This window comes from Micromonospora sp. NPDC049301, assembly GCF_040678715.1.
Classification (GTDB): domain Bacteria; phylum Actinomycetota; class Actinomycetes; order Mycobacteriales; family Micromonosporaceae; genus Micromonospora.
Genome location: NZ_JBFAQO010000009.1, coordinates 20012 through 35003, shown reverse-complemented (window position 1 = coordinate 35003; position 14992 = coordinate 20012). Strand labels below are relative to the sequence as shown.

Annotated in this window: 12 protein-coding genes; 10 read left to right on the top strand and 2 right to left on the bottom strand. The window is 73.7% G+C overall.

Features of this window, described 5'->3' with window-relative positions; genetic code table 11:
- Positions 1 to 94: 94 nt before the first annotated feature.
- The 5 genes from AB0K07_RS24805 to AB0K07_RS24785 all read left to right on the top strand — a co-directional run bounded on the left by AB0K07_RS24805 (position 95) and on the right by AB0K07_RS24785 (position 4941).
- Positions 95 to 1270: a cysteine desulfurase family protein gene (locus AB0K07_RS24805; RefSeq protein ID WP_363758034.1), complete on the top strand. Its 1176-nt coding sequence runs from the start codon at positions 95 to 97 to the stop codon at positions 1268 to 1270.
- A 102-nt stretch (positions 1271 to 1372) separates the two neighbouring features.
- On the top strand, positions 1373 to 2446 hold the full coding sequence (mnmA, locus tag AB0K07_RS24800) for a tRNA 2-thiouridine(34) synthase MnmA (RefSeq protein ID WP_363758032.1): 1074 nt from the start codon (positions 1373 to 1375) through the stop codon (positions 2444 to 2446).
- Positions 2447 to 2499: 53 nt separating this feature from the next.
- A complete protein-coding gene (locus tag AB0K07_RS24795; protein ID WP_363758030.1) occupies positions 2500 to 3498 on the top strand; it encodes a methionine synthase in 999 nt (332 codons plus the stop codon).
- A gap of 36 nt (positions 3499 to 3534) precedes the next feature.
- Positions 3535 to 3900, top strand: a complete 366-nt coding sequence (locus tag AB0K07_RS24790; protein ID WP_363758028.1) for a VOC family protein — start codon at positions 3535 to 3537, stop codon at positions 3898 to 3900.
- A gap of 30 nt (positions 3901 to 3930) precedes the next feature.
- Positions 3931 to 4941, top strand: coding sequence for an ADP-ribosylglycohydrolase family protein (locus AB0K07_RS24785; RefSeq protein ID WP_363758415.1), 1011 nt, complete (start codon positions 3931 to 3933; stop codon positions 4939 to 4941).
- A 55-nt stretch (positions 4942 to 4996) separates the two neighbouring features.
- On the opposite strand, the gene AB0K07_RS24780 is transcribed toward AB0K07_RS24785, so the two are convergent.
- Positions 4997 to 5536: a type II toxin-antitoxin system PemK/MazF family toxin gene (locus AB0K07_RS24780; protein WP_363758026.1), complete on the bottom strand. Its 540-nt coding sequence runs from the start codon at positions 5534 to 5536 to the stop codon at positions 4997 to 4999.
- Between the two features lie 189 nt (positions 5537 to 5725).
- On the opposite strand from AB0K07_RS24780, the gene ligA reads away from it, so the two are divergent.
- The 4 genes from ligA (at position 5726) to gatA (ending at position 12600) form a co-directional block, all read left to right on the top strand.
- Positions 5726 to 7861, top strand: a complete 2136-nt coding sequence (gene ligA, locus AB0K07_RS24775) for an NAD-dependent DNA ligase LigA (protein WP_363758024.1) — start codon at positions 5726 to 5728, stop codon at positions 7859 to 7861.
- 148 nt (positions 7862 to 8009) lie between these two features.
- Entirely contained in the window at positions 8010 to 10664 is a 2655-nt protein-coding gene (locus AB0K07_RS24770; RefSeq protein WP_363758022.1) for an EAL domain-containing protein, read from the top strand.
- Between the two features lie 158 nt (positions 10665 to 10822).
- Positions 10823 to 11128, top strand: coding sequence for an Asp-tRNA(Asn)/Glu-tRNA(Gln) amidotransferase subunit GatC (gene gatC, locus AB0K07_RS24765; protein ID WP_030337175.1), 306 nt, complete (start codon positions 10823 to 10825; stop codon positions 11126 to 11128).
- Entirely contained in the window at positions 11125 to 12600 is a 1476-nt protein-coding gene (gatA, locus tag AB0K07_RS24760; protein WP_363758019.1) for an Asp-tRNA(Asn)/Glu-tRNA(Gln) amidotransferase subunit GatA, read from the top strand. The genes gatC and gatA overlap by 4 nt, the downstream gene beginning before the upstream one ends.
- Before the next feature lie 76 nt (positions 12601 to 12676).
- On the opposite strand, the gene AB0K07_RS24755 is transcribed toward gatA, so the two are convergent.
- A complete protein-coding gene (locus AB0K07_RS24755) occupies positions 12677 to 13234 on the bottom strand; it encodes a hypothetical protein (protein ID WP_363758017.1) in 558 nt (185 codons plus the stop codon).
- Between the two features lie 223 nt (positions 13235 to 13457).
- Here AB0K07_RS24755 and gatB point away from each other — a divergent pair, with 223 nt between their 5' ends.
- Entirely contained in the window at positions 13458 to 14957 is a 1500-nt protein-coding gene (gene gatB / locus AB0K07_RS24750; RefSeq protein WP_363758015.1) for an Asp-tRNA(Asn)/Glu-tRNA(Gln) amidotransferase subunit GatB, read from the top strand.
- Positions 14958 to 14992 lie beyond the last annotated feature (35 nt).

Genomic DNA, 14992 nt, shown 5'->3' with positions numbered 1-14992 from the left:
GGCACCACGTCCGGCGCGGGTCGCGGATTCCGGCCATCACCGGGGTCCCCTCCGGCATTCGGTCCCCCACTTGTCGGCCGTAGGCTGAGCGGTGATGGCTTACCTGGATCACGCGGCGACCACTCCGATGCTCGATGAGGCACTGGAGGCGTACGTCGCCACCGCCCGCGAGGTCGGCAACGCGTCCTCGCTGCACGCGGCCGGTCGCCGTGCCCGCCGCCGGGTCGAGGAGTCGCGCGAGCGCATCGCCGCCGTGCTGGGTGCCCGGCCGTCCGAAGTGATCTTCACCGGTGGTGGCACGGAGAGTGACAACCTCGCGGTCAAGGGCATCTTCTGGGCGCGGCGCGGAGCCGGCTCCGACCGCCAGCGGGTGGTCTCCAGCGCCGTCGAGCACCACGCGGTGCTGGATGCGGTGGACTGGCTGGCTGAGCACGAGGGGGCTGAGGTCGGCTCGCTGCCGGTGGACGCCGCCGGCCGCCTCCACCCGGACGACCTGCGCGCCGAGTTGGCCGCGCACGCCGACCGGGTGGCCGTGGTCACCGCGATGTGGGCGAACAACGAGGTGGGCACCATCCAGCCGGTGGCCGAGCTGGCCGCCGTCGCCGCCGAGCACGGCGTGCCGTTCCACACCGACGCGATCCAGGCGGTCGGTCAGGTGCCGGTCGACTTCGCCGCCAGCGGGGTCGCCGCGCTGACCGTCACCGGGCACAAGCTGGGCGGCCCGACCGGGGTGGGCGCGCTGCTGCTCGCCCGGGACGTGGCGGCCACGCCGCTGCTGCACGGCGGCGGGCAGGAGCGCGACGTCCGCTCCGGCACGCTGGACACCGCCGGCATCGTCGCCTTCGCGGTCGCTGTGGAGGCGGCGGTGAAGGGCCAGCAGGAGTACGCGGCCCGGGTGGCCGCGCTCCGCGACGACCTGATCGAGCGGGTCCGCCGGGCGGTGCCCGATGTGGTCTACAACGGCGACCCGGTCGACCGGCTGCCCGGTAACGCGCACTTCTCCTTCCCCGGCTGCGAGGGCGACGCCCTGCTGCTCCTGCTCGACGCCCAGGGCATCGCGTGCTCGACGGGTTCGGCCTGCTCAGCCGGGGTGGCCCAGCCCTCGCACGTGCTGCTGGCGATGGGCGCCGACGACGATCGCGCGCGCTCGTCGCTGCGCTTCACCCTCGGCCACACCAGCACCCAGGACGAGATCGACGCCCTCGTCGCCGCCCTCCCGGCGGCCGTCGACCGCGCCCGCCGAGCCGCCGCTCCCCGCACCCCCCGCTGACCCCGCCCGGCACCCCTGTCCGGCGGACGTGGGCGGGCGGCTGTGGCGTTGGTGGGGTCGCCGGGTGGGGTGGATAGGCTGGAGGAGGAAGGGAGTGGGCTGGTGAGGGTGTTGGCGGCGATGTCGGGCGGGGTTGACTCGGCCGTGGCGGCGGCGCGGGCGGTGGCGGCCGGGCACGACGTGACGGGCGTGCACCTGGCGCTGGCCCGCAATCCACAGACCTACCGGACCGGGGCGCGCGGCTGCTGCACCCTGGAGGACTCCCGGGACGCCCGGCGGGCCGCCGACGTGATCGGCATCCCCTTCTACGTCTGGGACATGGCCGACCGGTTCCACGAGGACGTGGTGGACGACTTCGTCGCCGAGTACGCCGCCGGCCGGACGCCGAATCCCTGCCTGCGCTGCAACGAAAAGATCAAGTTCGCCGCGGTGCTGGACCGGGCGGTGGCACTGGGCTTCGACGCGGTGGTCACCGGCCACCACGCCCGCCTCGGCCCGGACGGGCTGCTGCGACGCAGCGTCGACGTGGCCAAGGACCAGTCGTACGTGCTGGCCGTGCTCACCCGTGAGCAGCTGGACCGGTCGATGTTCCCGCTGGGCGACTCGACCAAGGCGCAGGTCCGCGCGGAGGCCGCCGAGCGTGGCCTGGCGGTGGCAGACAAGCCGGACTCGCACGACATCTGCTTCATCGCCGACGGCGACACCCGTGGCTTCCTGGCCGGCCGGCTCGGCGAGGCGCCCGGCGACGTGGTGGACGCGAGCACCGGAGCGGTGGTCGGCAGCCACACCGGCGCGTACGCGTACACCGTGGGCCAGCGTCGCGGGCTGCACCTGGACCGGCCCGCCCCGGACGGGCGGCCACGCTACGTGCTCTCCATCACGCCGAAGACCAACACGGTGACGGTCGGCCCGGCGGAGGCGCTGGAGGTGTCCCAGGTGCACGCCGAGCGGCCGGTCTGGACCGGTGGCCCGCTTCCGGACGCGCCGGTCGAGTGCGAGGTGCAGCTGCGGGCGCACGGCGACGTGGTTCCCGCCACCGTGGCCCTCGACGGCGCGACGCTGCACGCCGAGCTGCGCCGGCCGGTACGCGGCGTCGCCGCCGGTCAGGCCGTGGTGGCGTACCGGCCGGACCCGGCCGGCGACGTGGTGCTCGGCTCCGCCACCATCACCGGCTGACCCGGCTCGGCCATCGCCGCCCGGGTGGTCGGCGTACCGGATACCCTTCCGCCGTGACAGATCAGGTGTGGCCCTGGCCGGCCGGCGCGGCAACCGGAATCGGTTCGTTGCCCGGCACCGACATCACCGAGGCCCAGCGGGTCGTCCTCGGTGAGCTTCCCGCGCTGCCTCACCTTCCCGAGCTGCCGGCCCGTGGCCCCGGAGCAGACATGATCGGTCGCAGCGCGGGGCTGCTGGTGGAGCTGCCCGTCGAGCTGTACACCGGGCGCTGGCGGGTCGCCCCGCGCCCGGGTCGCGACCTGCGCCGGGCCCGTGACCTGATGGAACGTGACCTGGACCAGCTCGCCGAGCAGGCCGAGGAGTACGCGGGCCCGATCAAGGTGCAGGCCGCTGGCCCGCTCACCCTGGCCGCCGCCCTGGAGCTGCCGATCGGGGGCCGGCTGCTGCGCGACCCCGGCGCGGTCCGTGATCTCACCGGCTCCCTCGCCGAGGGGCTGCGCGCGCACGTCGCTGCGGTCGCCCGGCGACTGCCCCGCGCCTCGGTGCTGCTCCAGCTGGACGAGCCGTCGCTGCCGATGGTGCTGGCCGGGCGGGTGCCCACCGAGAGCGGGCTGGGCGCGTACCGGGCGGTGGACTCGGCGGACGCGGCGGCGCTGCTACGCACCGTCGTCGAGACGGCCGGAGTGCCGACAGTGGTGCACTGCTGCGCACCGGACGTGCCGTTGGAGTTGATCCGTTCGACGGGTGCCGCCGCGGTCGCCCTCGACCTGGACCTGCTCACTGAGCTGGACCCACTGGGCGAGGCGATCGACGCCGGCCTCGGGTTGCTGGCCGGGGCCGTGCCGACCCGGCCGACCGGCCCGGCACCGACCTCCGCGCAGGTGGCGGACCGGGTGCGTCAGATCTGGGACCGGCTCGGCTTCCCCCGACGGCAGCTCGCCGAGCAGGTGGTGGTCACCCCGGCCTGTGGACTGGCCGGGGCCAGCCAGGAGTACGCGCGGGTGGTGCTGGCCGCGTGCCGGGACGCCGGCCGGCGGCTCGCCGAGGACTGAGGTTTCCTGTCGTACCCGGCGGGCATGATGACGGCCATGATTGGACAGCTACGTTCAGTGGTGATCGACTGCCCGGATCCGCAGGCCCTGGCGGCGTTCTACGCGGAGCTGCTCGGCGTGCCCCTGGCCGAGGGCGACTCCGATGACGAGTGGGTGGTGCTGGGCGGCCCGCCCGGGCACCAGCCGCGTCTGGCGTTCCAGCGGGCGCTCAACCTGCGTCCGCCGGCCTGGCCCGATCCGGAGCGGCCGCAGCAGTTCCACCTCGACGTGACGGTGGACGACATCGAGGCCGCCGAGAAGGCGGCGCTCGCACTCGGCGCCCGGCGGTTGCCCGGTGAGGGTGAGGGCTTCCGGGTCTACGCCGACCCGGTCGGGCACCCGTTCTGCCTCTGTTGGGACTGAGCCTGGCGTCGATCGCGGTGGCCGAGCATGATGGTCGCCGTGATCGACGCCGCTCCGCTGCGCGCCTCCGGCTCGCTTTTCGGTCTTGCCTACGGTGACGCGCTCGGCAAGCCGACCGAATTCCTGAGCGTCGCCGAGATCGAGCACCGGTACGGGCCGACCGGTCCACGTGACCTGACCGGCGAGCCGGCGCTGGTCACCGACGACACCCAGATGGCGCTGGCGGTGGGCTGGGCGCTGCACGAGGCCCCGTCGTTCACACCGGACGCGGTGGAGCCGCTGCTCCGGCACCGCTTCCTGGCCTGGGCGGTCAGCCCGGAGAACGATCGTGCCCCCGGCATGACCTGCCTTCGCGCCTGCGCCGAGCTGAGCAGAGGGCTCCGCTGGCAGGAGGCGACGGAGGCGGGGTCGAAGGGGTGCGGGGCCAACATGCGGGTCACGCCGGTCGGGTTGCTCGACGTGGACCTGGACACGCTGGCCGGGTTGGCCCAGTTGCAGGCCGGGTTGACCCACGGCCATCCAACCGGGCTGGCGGCCAGCGAGCTCACCGCGTACGCGGTCTTTGCCCTGCGGGGCGGCGCCCCGCTCTCCGATCTTCCAGCGATTCTTACCGAGCGGGCGCGCAGCCAGCGCCGGGTGTACCGGGAGCAGTGGCTGGGTGACCTCTGGCAGCGCGCCGAGGATGGGACCCCGGAGGACTTCATCGCCCGGGGCTGGGACGAGTGCCTCACGGTGCTGGGTCGGCTGACGGCCGCCCTGGGTCAGCCCGATGACGGCGGTGACCCGTGCCGGGCCACCGGGGAGGGCTGGGTGGCTGAGGAGGCGCTGGCCACCGCGCTGCTGTGCGCCGTACGGCACGCCGATGATCCGGTCGCGGCGCTGGCCCGGGGTGCGACCACCGCCGGGGACTCCGACTCGATCGCCGCGCTGGCCGGCGCCTTCGTGGGCGCGGCCGCCGGGATGACCGCCTGGCCGTCCGGGTGGGTCGACCGCATCGAGTACGCCGACCAGCTCGCCACGCTCGGCGCGGCCTGGGACTGACCGGCAGCGATCGGCCCGGCCAGCACGAGTTGGGAGCCGGACGGGGGCGGTGACGTCAGCGGGTGGGCAGGTGGTGCAGGCTGCGGACCGACCGCCACAGGTCGGCGTCGCAGTCACCGGCGCGGTCGGCGAAGGCGGCCGAGCTGATCCGGGTCGGCTCGGTGAGGCTCAGGTAGCTGTCGTGCTCGGCGCCGGGGTCCCAGTCCCGCGTGGGGATGCGGACGTGGTCGTCCCGGTCGCTCTTGTCCTGGCTGGTGATCTTCAGAACGTCGGCGCCGCGGGCGTCGGCGCGCAGCACCAGACACGGCCGCACCTTCGACCCGCTGCCGTCGGCGTACGGCACGTCGGCCCACCAGATCTCGCCCGGTGCCGGCGTGCCCGCCGTACGGTCGGCGCCGCGCGGTCGGGGCTTGGTGGCCGGCCGGTCGGCGGCGCGGGGTCGCGGCGGCGCGGGGCGACGGCCGCCGCTCGCGGGACCCCGGCCCGGCCGGCTGCCCGGCGGCCGGTTCGCCACCCGGTGCCGCCAGCTGTTCCACGCCCAGCCGGCGGCCACCGCCAGCAGGATCGCCACCGCCCAGAGCAGGGCCTCGGGCATCGGTACCTCCGCCGTCGTCCGGCGGCCCACCGGCCCCCGTCGTCCGGCGATCCTCGCACGCCCTCGACCGCGTCGCCCGTCAACCGCGCGGCCCGTCGGCACGGGTGGGCGACTGTTTGTCCCACCGGGCCGATACCGTGCCGGAGTAGCGTGATCAGGGAGGTCGCAGGCGTGTCCGAAGGTGGCGGTGTGTCCGAGGAGCAGATCGGTCAGCAGGTCAGCCCGGCGCAGGAGGCGGCGGCCGGCGGTGAGCCGACGCCGCAGGCGCGGGACCGGCACGCCACGCTCAGCCGCGAGCTGACCGAGCATCAGTACCGCTACTACGTGCTGGACGCGCCGATCATCGCCGACGCCGAGTTCGACCGGCAGCTGCGCGAGCTGGAGGCGCTGGAGGCGGAGTTCCCGGCGCTGCGCACACCGGATTCGCCGACCCAACGGGTGGGCGGCACGTTCTCCACCGACTTCACCCCGGTCACGCACGCCGAGCGGATGCTCTCGCTGGACAACGCCTTCACCGACGAGGAGCTGGCCGCCTGGGCCGAGCGGGTCGAGCGCGACGCCGGCGGGCCGGCACCCTACCTGTGCGAGCTGAAGGTCGACGGGTTGGCGATCAACCTCACCTACGAGAACGGCCGGCTGGTCCGGGCGGCCACCCGGGGTGACGGCCGCACCGGCGAGGACGTCACCGCCAACGTGCGCAGCATCCGGGGCGTGCCCAGCCAGCTCACCCCCTCTGCCGGGTTCCCCGACGTGCCCGAACTGCTGGAGGTCCGGGGCGAGATCTACTTCCCGGTCGCCGCGTTCGCCGACCTCAACGCGGGTCTGGTGGAGCAGGGCAAGGCGCCCTTCGCCAATCCCCGCAACGCCGCCGCCGGCAGTCTGCGGCAGAAGGACCCACGGATCACCGCCTCCCGGCCGCTGCGCCTGGTGGTGCACGGCATCGGCGCCCGCCGGGGGTGGCAGCCGGCGGCCCAGTCCGAGTCGTACGCGGCGCTGAAGGCGTGGGGCCTGCCGACGAGTGACCGGTGGCGGGTGGTGCCGGATCTGACCGGCGTCGCGGAGTACATCGCCTACTACGCCGAGCACCGGCACGACGTCGAGCACGAGATCGACGGCGTGGTGGTCAAGGTCGACCCGGTGTCCATCCAGGGGCGGCTCGGCTCGACCAGCCGTGCCCCGCGCTGGGCCATCGCCTTCAAGTACCCGCCGGAGGAGGTCACCACCAAGCTGCTCGACATCGACGTCAACGTGGGGCGCACCGGGCGGGTCACCCCGTTCGCCGTTCTCGAGCCGGTGCGGGTCGCCGGCTCCACCGTCGCGCTCGCCACCCTGCACAACGCCCGCGAGGTGGAGCGCAAGGGTGTCCTGATCGGCGACACGGTGGTGCTGCGCAAGGCCGGCGACGTGATTCCCGAGGTGCTCGGCCCGGTGGTCGACCTGCGCCCCGCCGACGCCCGGCCGTTCGTCATGCCGACCACCTGCCCGGCCTGCGGCACCCCGCTCGCGCCGGCCAAGGAGGGCGACGTCGACATTCGCTGCCCCAACACACGCAGCTGCCCCGCCCAGCTCCGCGAGCGGGTGTTCCACCTCGCCGGCCGCGGCGCGTTCGACATCGAGGTGCTCGGCTACAAGGGCGCGGCGGCTCTGCTGGACGCGGAGATCATCGCCGACGAGGGGGACCTCTTCCAGCTCGACGCCGAGCGGCTGTCCCGGTCACCGTTCTTCGTCAACAAGGACGGCACCCTGGGCAGCAACGCCGTCAAGCTGCTGGACAATCTGGCGGTGGCCCGGGAGCGCGACCTGTGGCGCGTGCTGGTGGCGCTCTCCATCCGGCACGTCGGCCCGACCGCGGCCCAGGCGCTCGCCCGGCACTTCCGTTCCATGGAGGCCATCGACGCGGCCAGCGAGGAGGAGCTCTCCTCGGTCGACGGGGTCGGTCCGACCATCGCGGCCAGCATCCGGGAGTGGTTCGCCGTGGACTGGCACCGCGACGTGGTCCGCAAGTGGGCCGAGTCGGGCGTACGGATGGCCGAGGAGGCGGTCGACGAGGGGCCGCGCCCGTTGGAGGGGCTGACCGTGGTGGTGACCGGCACGCTCGGCGGCTTCTCGCGGGACCAGGCCGCCGAGGCGGTGCAGAGCCGGGGCGGCAAGGTCAGCGGGTCGGTCTCCAAGAAGACGAGCTTCGTGGTGGTGGGGGACAACCCGGGGTCCAAGGCCGACAAGGCGGCCAGCCTCAAGGTGCCGGTGCTCGACGAGGATGGGTTCCGGGTGCTGCTGGACGCTGGTCCGGACGCCGCCCGCGAGGTCGCCCGCACCGAGGGTTGATCGACGTCCGCGGCTGCTGGCTGCGTATACCAACTTAATTACGACTACGACCGATTCGTGACTGTCATACCGGGAAACCTGGGGCTGAGGGCGTTTCATTGGGTCACGGCGTGCACACCGGCACGTCGACCGTCGGTCGGGAGGTGTGATGGAGGTCGCCGACCCGCGCAACTCCGTCCCGCCGGGACGGGTGGGGCCATTCACCGCCTTCATCGTCAGCATCCTGACGGTTGCCGCGCTGACCGCCGCCGGTCCACTCGCGACACTCCCGGCCGAGCTGTCCCGGCTGCCGGTGGCGTTCTGGACGATGGCCGCGCTCGCCCTGGTCTGCGACGCCCGCCCGTTCGTCCCCCCGGGTCGCCGGCAGTCCTCCGCGGTCTTCCCGTCCACCTGCTTCACCTTCGCGATCCTGCTCGGCTGGGGGCTCGGCCCGGCGGTGGCGGTGCAGGCGGTGGGGGTGATCGTCTCGGGTTGGCGGATGCGGCACGCCGCGTGGCGGACGGCGTTCAACGTCGGCCAGTACGCCTGCGCCCTCGCCGCCGCGTACGGGATCCTCCAGCTCGGGCCGGGCATCATCTTCTCCGGCGGCCGGTTGCACTGGACCGACGTGGTCGCCGTCGGCGGCGCCACCATGGCCTGGTTCGTGGTCAACTACGGGCTGGTCAGCTGGGCGGTACGGCTGCGCTTCGGTGACCGGTGGTGGCCGACCGTCCGGCAGGGCCTCGGCTTTGAACTGCTCTCCACTGGCTCGCTGCTGCTGCTCGCCCCGGTGCTCGTCGCGGCCGCGCGGGTCAGCGCGGCGCTGATCCCGCTGGTGCTGGTGCCGCTCTTCGCCGTGTACCGGATGGCCCGGCTGACCGTCGAGCAGCAGCACCTCGCCGCCGCGGACCCGCTCACCGGGCTGCCCAACCGCAAGGCTCTGCTGACCGAGGTGGCCGAGCAGGTGCACCTGCACGCCGAGCGGACCGCCCGCGGCGAACCCGACGGGCACCTGGCGCTGCTGCTGATCGACCTGGACCGCTTCAAGAACGTCAACGACGCCCTCGGGCACGCCGTGGGCGACCGGCTGCTCGTCGAGGTCAGCGCCCGGCTCGCCGACGTGCAGCCCCGGCCGCAGATGATCGCCCGGCTGGGCGGGGACGAGTTCGCCATCGTCATGACCGGGTTGACCGACGCCAGTCAGGCGCGTGACCTGGCCGACCGGGTGGTCGGGGCGCTGGCCGAGCCGGTGCCGCTGGACGGGCTGCCGCTGGACGTGGGCGGTTCGATCGGGATCGCCCTCTTCCCGGAGCACGGCGAGGACTTCGCCACCCTGATGCGCCACGCCGACGTGGCGATGTACGACGCCAAGCACCGCAACGACACGGTGGCCGTCTACGCCCCGGAATCCGACCACAACTCCGCCGAGCGGCTCGGTCTCCTGGCCGACCTGCGCCGGGTGCTGGAGTCGGGTCCGTCGGCCGACGAGCGGCTCGACGTCGAGCCGGCGGGGCGGTCCGCCGGCGACGGTGGGGCGGCGGGGCAGTCCGGCGGCAACGGCCAGGCCGCCGGGGCGGAGCCGGGTGGCCCCGAGCGGGCGGCCGACGTACCTCTCGGGGCGGCGGCGGAGGTGCGCGGCGGGGATGGCGCGGCGCTGCCCAGCGGTGACCTGCACCCCGCCGAGGCCGCGCCGCACGCGGGCGCGTCGCCGGTGATCGCCGCGACCCCGCCGGCCGGCGGCCGGTGGTGGGGTCGCCGACGGCGGCCGGGCACCGACCTGGCGCACACCGATGAACTGATCAACCGGATCGCCACCGGAGCCGACCCGATCCGTGGCCGGAACACCCGCGCCACGGTCACCGGCGCCCGCCCCGGTCCGGCGCGGGACCGGCGCGCCGGCGGGCACGGGCGACGATCGCCGAACGGGGCTCCGGTGCCGGCGCTGGCGGACGGCGGTCCGCGGCGCGACGTCGGGACCGGCACACCGGACCAGCCGCTCGGGCCGACCGGGTGGACGCTCCCCGGCGGCGAGCCGGGCGACGACGCCGGCGAGATCACCATGTACTACCAGCCGCAGATCGCCATCGCGACCGGCGAGGTGGTCGGCGTCGAGGCGCTGCTGCGGTGGCGGCACCCGCGGCGGGGGATGGTCGACCCGGAGGAGCTGATCCGCGTCGCCGAGCAGAGCGCGGTGATGCGACTGCTCACCCGGCGGGTGGTCGACGACGTCGTGGAGCAGCTCGCCAAGTGGTCGGCGGCCGGCATCGGCCTGCGGGCGGCGCTGAACGTGAGCGTGCGTGACCTGCACACCGGCGAGATCGCCGACCAGATCGCCGACCGGCTGGCCCGTTACGGGGTGCCGGCCGAACGGCTGCAACTGGAGATCACCGAGGGTGCCCTGATGGCCGACCCGCGCCGGGTGCTGGCCACCATCTCCCGGCTGCACCGGATCGGGGTGGCCATCGCCCTGGACGACTTCGGCACCGGGTACTCCTCCCTGCAGCACCTGCGCCGGCTGCCGCTGTCCGAGGTGAAGGTGGACCGCTCGTTCGTGCTGGGCATGGCGGACGACGCCGACGACGCGGCGATCGTCCGGTCGATGATCGAGCTGGCCGGCGCGCTGGGGCTGCGGGTGGTCGCCGAGGGCGTCGAGGACGAGCGGACCTGGCGGATGCTGCACGCCGCCGGCTGCGACGCCGCGCAGGGCTGGTTCTACGCCCGGCCGATGCCCGCCGAGGAGCTGGTCACCTGGCTGGCCCGGTACCGGCCGGTCCGCCCCAGCGGCGGCCCGGAGCCGGACGCCGGCCGTCGTCCCGCCCGCTGACCCGCCCGGCGACGCGCCGGCACCGGCCGGCGGAGGGGGAGTCGGGAACGCGGCACCGGAGCGGAACAATAGACTCGCTCCGGTCACCGCGCGTCACACTCCACCCGTCGCGCGATCGGCACACCGCCCGACCAGCAGGACATCAGAAGGGGGCACGGATGGCCGCCATCTCCCGCGAGGAGGTCGCGCACCTGGCGCGCCTGTCGCGGCTCGCCGTCACCGAGGAGGAGCTGGACATGTTCGCCGGCCAGCTCGACGTGATCCTCCAGGCGGTCGCCCAGGTCGGCGAGGTCGCCGCCGCGGACATCCCGCCGACCTCGCACTCGGTGCCGCTGACCAACATCTTCCGCGAGGACGTGGTCACGCCCTGCCTGACGCCGGAGGAGGCGCTGTCGGGCGCGCCCGACGCCGAGGACCAGCGGTTCCGCGTACCGCGGATCCTGAGTGAGGATGTGGCCTCGTGAGTGATCTGACCAGAATGACTGCGGCGGAGATCGCCGCCCTGGTCGCCGGCGGCGAGACCTCCGCCGTCGAGGTGACCCGGGCCCACCTGGACCGGATCGCCGCGGTCGACGAGCGGGTGCACGCCTTCCTGCACGTGGACACCGACGGCGCGCTGGCCGCCGCCCGCGCGGTGGACGAGCGCCGGGCCGCCGGCGAGGAGCTGGGCCCGCTGGCCGGTGTGCCGGTCGCGGTGAAGGACGTGCTCGCCACCCGTGGCGTGCCGACCACCGTGGGGTCGAAGATCCTGGAGGGCTGGCGCCCGCCGTACGACGCGACGATCGTGCAGCGGCTGCGCGAGGCCGGCACGGTGATGCTCGGCAAGACGAACATGGACGAGTTCGCGATGGGCTCCTCCACCGAATACTCCGCGTACGGCCCGACGCACAACCCGTGGGACCTCAGCCGGATCCCGGGTGGCTCGGGTGGTGGCAGCGCCGCCGCGCTGGCCGCGTACGAGGCGCCGCTGGCGATCGGCTCGGACACCGGTGGCTCGATCCGCCAGCCGGGCGCGGTCACCGGCACGGTGGGCGCGAAGCCCACCTACGGCGGCACCTCCCGCTACGGGCTGGTCGCCTTCTCCTCCTCGCTGGACACGCCCGGCCCGTGCGCCCGGACGGTGCTCGACGCGGCGCTGCTGCACCAGGCGATCGGCGGGCACGACCCGCGGGACTCCACCTCGATCCCGCAGCCGATGCCGGACGTGGTGGCGGCGGCGCGGCTGGGCGCGACCGGTGACCTGACCGGTGTGCGGCTCGGCATCGTGAGCGAGTTCGTCGGCGAGGGCGCCGAGCCGGGCGTGATGGCCGCGTTCCGCGAGTCGGTGGACGCGCTGGCGAAGCTGGGTGCGGAGATCGTCGAGGTGTCCTGCCCGACGTTCGCGTACGCGCTGCCGGCGTACTACCTGATCGCGCCGAGCGAGTGCTCCTCCAACCTGGCCCGGTTCGACGGCGTCCGGTTCGGCCTGCGGGTCGGCGACGACGGCAACCGGTCGCTGGAGGAGGTCATGTCGCTGACCCGGGAGGCCGGCTTCGGCCCGGAGGTCAAGCGCCGCATCATGATCGGCACGTACGCGCTGTCGTCGGGTTACTACGACGCGTACTACGGGCAGGCGCAGAAGGTCCGTACGCTGATCACGCGGGACTTCACCGCCGCGTTCGAGCAGGTCGACGCGCTGATCTCGCCGACCACGCCGTCGGTGGCGTTCCCGATGGGCGCGCGCACCGCCGACCCGTACCAGATGTACCTGGCCGACCTGTTCACCATCCCGACCAACCTGTACGGCGGGCCGGGCATCTCGGTGCCCTGCGGCCTCTCCGAGGGGCTGCCCGTCGGCCTGCAGGTGATGGCCCCGACGATGGCCGACGACCGGATGTACCGGGTCGCCGCCGCATTGGAGTCCGCCGTCGGCACGTTCACTCCACCGGCGCTGTAGACCGGATGTCACCGCATCGGCGCCGAGGGGCATGTCCCTCGGCGCCGATCGCGGGTCCGGATGGGGCGGGCGTCGATCAGGGCTGGCTCGGCGGCCCGGCGAGGTAGCGGCGGGCCTCCCGCAGACCACGCCAGCGATACCAGGCAGAACCTCCCCAGAGCAGGATCAGCAGTACGGCCAGCACGCGGGTGAACGGGCGGACCGGGCTCACCAGGGGCGGCAGTTGGCCGAGGACACCTGCTGCGAACAGCCACAGCAGCCAGCGTTGACCGAGGCGGGATCGAGCCTCCTTGCGAGCCAGCGCGTCCAGACGAGGGTCGTCGGTGGACCCGTCGCGTAACACCTGTCCGATTCGCCGCTTCGTCGCCGGGTCGGCACCGGCCGTCGGGGGCATCCGCCTGATCAGCCGGCGGCCGAAGACGAGGGCGACGACCGCGCCGACCAACGGCGGGATGAGCATCAGCCCGAACCACCCGAGCAGTTGGTCGGACTTCACGGTGCCGCGGCCGACAAAGGCGGCGGTGCCCAGTACGGCGGTGGCAACCACGACGAGCGCGGCGACGCCGTACGTGCTGCGGCGTTGCCGCCCCTGCGTCACCTGCTCATCTGCGGCGACAGGTCCCTCGGTGGTCACGGCTGCTCTCGATCCCGACGCCGGCGGTTCACCAGGTGCACGACGGCGTACGCGATCGCCACCGCCACCACCCCGGGCAGCACCATCCCCCGTATTCGTCATGGTCGCTCCGTACCCTGCCGTCGGCGACGCCACGCATGCCGCATGAAACCCGGCCGAGGATTGATCGGACAACCCCATTAGGCTGGACAGGTTCTGTCCCGGATCGCGCCTGGAGCGTCTCATGACCACGACACTGCCCGCGTACGACGAGGTCGTTGCGCGCTTCGAACCGGTGATCGGCCTGGAGACCCACGTCGAGCTGGGCACGAACACCAAGATGTTCTGTGGCTGCCCGACCGACTTCGGTGGCGAGCCGAACACCCGGGTCTGCCCGGTCTGCCTGGGCCTGCCCGGGTCGCTGCCGGTGGCCAACAAGGCGGCCATCGAGGCGATCATCCAGATCGGCCTGGCGTTGAACTGCTCCATCGCCGAGTGGTGCCGGTTCGCCCGGAAGAACTACTTCTACCCGGACATGCCGAAGAACTTCCAGATCAGCCAGTACGACGAGCCGATCTGTGTCGACGGTTACCTGGACGTCGAGGTGGGCGGCGAGACGGTTCGGATCGAGATCGAGCGGGTGCACCTCGAGGAGGACACCGGCAAGACGCTGCACGTCGGCGGCGCCACCGGCCGCATCCACGGCGCGACCGAGTCGCTTGTCGACTACAACCGGGCCGGCATCCCGCTGGTCGAGATCGTCACCAAGCCGATCACGGGCACGGGCGCGCTCGCCCCCGACGTGGCCAAGGCGTACGTCGCCGAGCTGCGGGACGTGATCCGCACCCTCGGCGTCTCGGACGTGCGGATGGAGGAGGGTTCGCTGCGCTGCGACGTGAACACCTCGCTCAACCTGCCGGGGCAGGAGTGGGGCACCCGCACCGAGACCAAGAACGTCAACTCGCTGCGGTCGGTGGAGCGGGCGGTCCGTTCGGAGATGCTGCGGCAGGCCTCGGTGCTGGACGCGGGTGGCCGGATCACCCAGGAGACCCGGCACTTCCACGAGGACACCGGCGACACCACCCCGGGCCGCTCGAAGGAGACCGCCACCGACTACCGGTACTTCCCGGAGCCGGACCTGGTGCCGATCGCCCCGGACCCGGCCTGGGTCGCCGAGCTGAAGGCCGCCCTGCCGGAGCTGCCCCGGGTGCACCGGCGTCGGCTCCAGGAGCAGTGGGGCCTCTCCGACCTGGACATGCAGTCGGTGCTGAACGCTGGCGCGGTCGAGTTGATCGAGGCCACCGTGGCCGCCGGCACCACCCCGGCCGCGGCCCGCAAGTGGTGGCTCGGTGAGCTGTCCCGCCGGGCCAACGAGAGCGGCGTGGAGCTGGCCGACATCGGCGCCACCCCGGGTCAGGTCGCGGAGCTGCAGGGCCTGGTCGACGCCGGCAAGCTCAACGACAAGATGGCCCGCGCGGTGCTGGAGGGCGTGGTCGACGGTGAGGGTTCGCCCACCGAGATCATGACCAACCGGGGCCTGGAGGTCGTCTCGGACACCGGCGCGCTCACCGCCGCGGTGGACGAGGCGATCGCCGCCAACCCCGGCATCGCCGACAAGATCCGCAGCGGCAAGGTCGCCGCGGCCGGCGCGCTGGTCGGCGCGGTCATGAAGACCACCCGCGGTCAGGCCGACGCGAAGACCGTCCGCGAGCTGGTCCTGGAGCGCCTCGGCGTCCAGGGCTGAGACCCGCCCGGAGCAGGCCGTCGCCGTGACCCGGC

What these genes read in the sequence shown, in the direction of transcription:
- AB0K07_RS24770 (WP_363758022.1), top strand. Translation starts at nt 8,010, where the DNA reads ATGGAGGTCGCCGACCCGCGCAACTCCGTCCCGCCGGGACGGGTGGGG.
- AB0K07_RS24785 (WP_363758415.1), top strand. Translation starts at nt 3,931, where the DNA reads ATGGTCGCCGTGATCGACGCCGCTCCGCTGCGCGCCTCCGGCTCGCTT.
- AB0K07_RS24790 (WP_363758028.1), top strand. Translation starts at nt 3,535, where the DNA reads ATGATTGGACAGCTACGTTCAGTGGTGATCGACTGCCCGGATCCGCAG.
- AB0K07_RS24805 (WP_363758034.1), top strand. Translation starts at nt 95, where the DNA reads ATGGCTTACCTGGATCACGCGGCGACCACTCCGATGCTCGATGAGGCA.
- gatC (WP_030337175.1), top strand. Translation starts at nt 10,823, where the DNA reads ATGGCCGCCATCTCCCGCGAGGAGGTCGCGCACCTGGCGCGCCTGTCG.
- gatB (WP_363758015.1), top strand. Translation starts at nt 13,458, where the DNA reads ATGACCACGACACTGCCCGCGTACGACGAGGTCGTTGCGCGCTTCGAA.
- AB0K07_RS24780 (WP_363758026.1), bottom strand. Translation starts at nt 5,536, where the DNA reads ATGCCCGAGGCCCTGCTCTGGGCGGTGGCGATCCTGCTGGCGGTGGCC.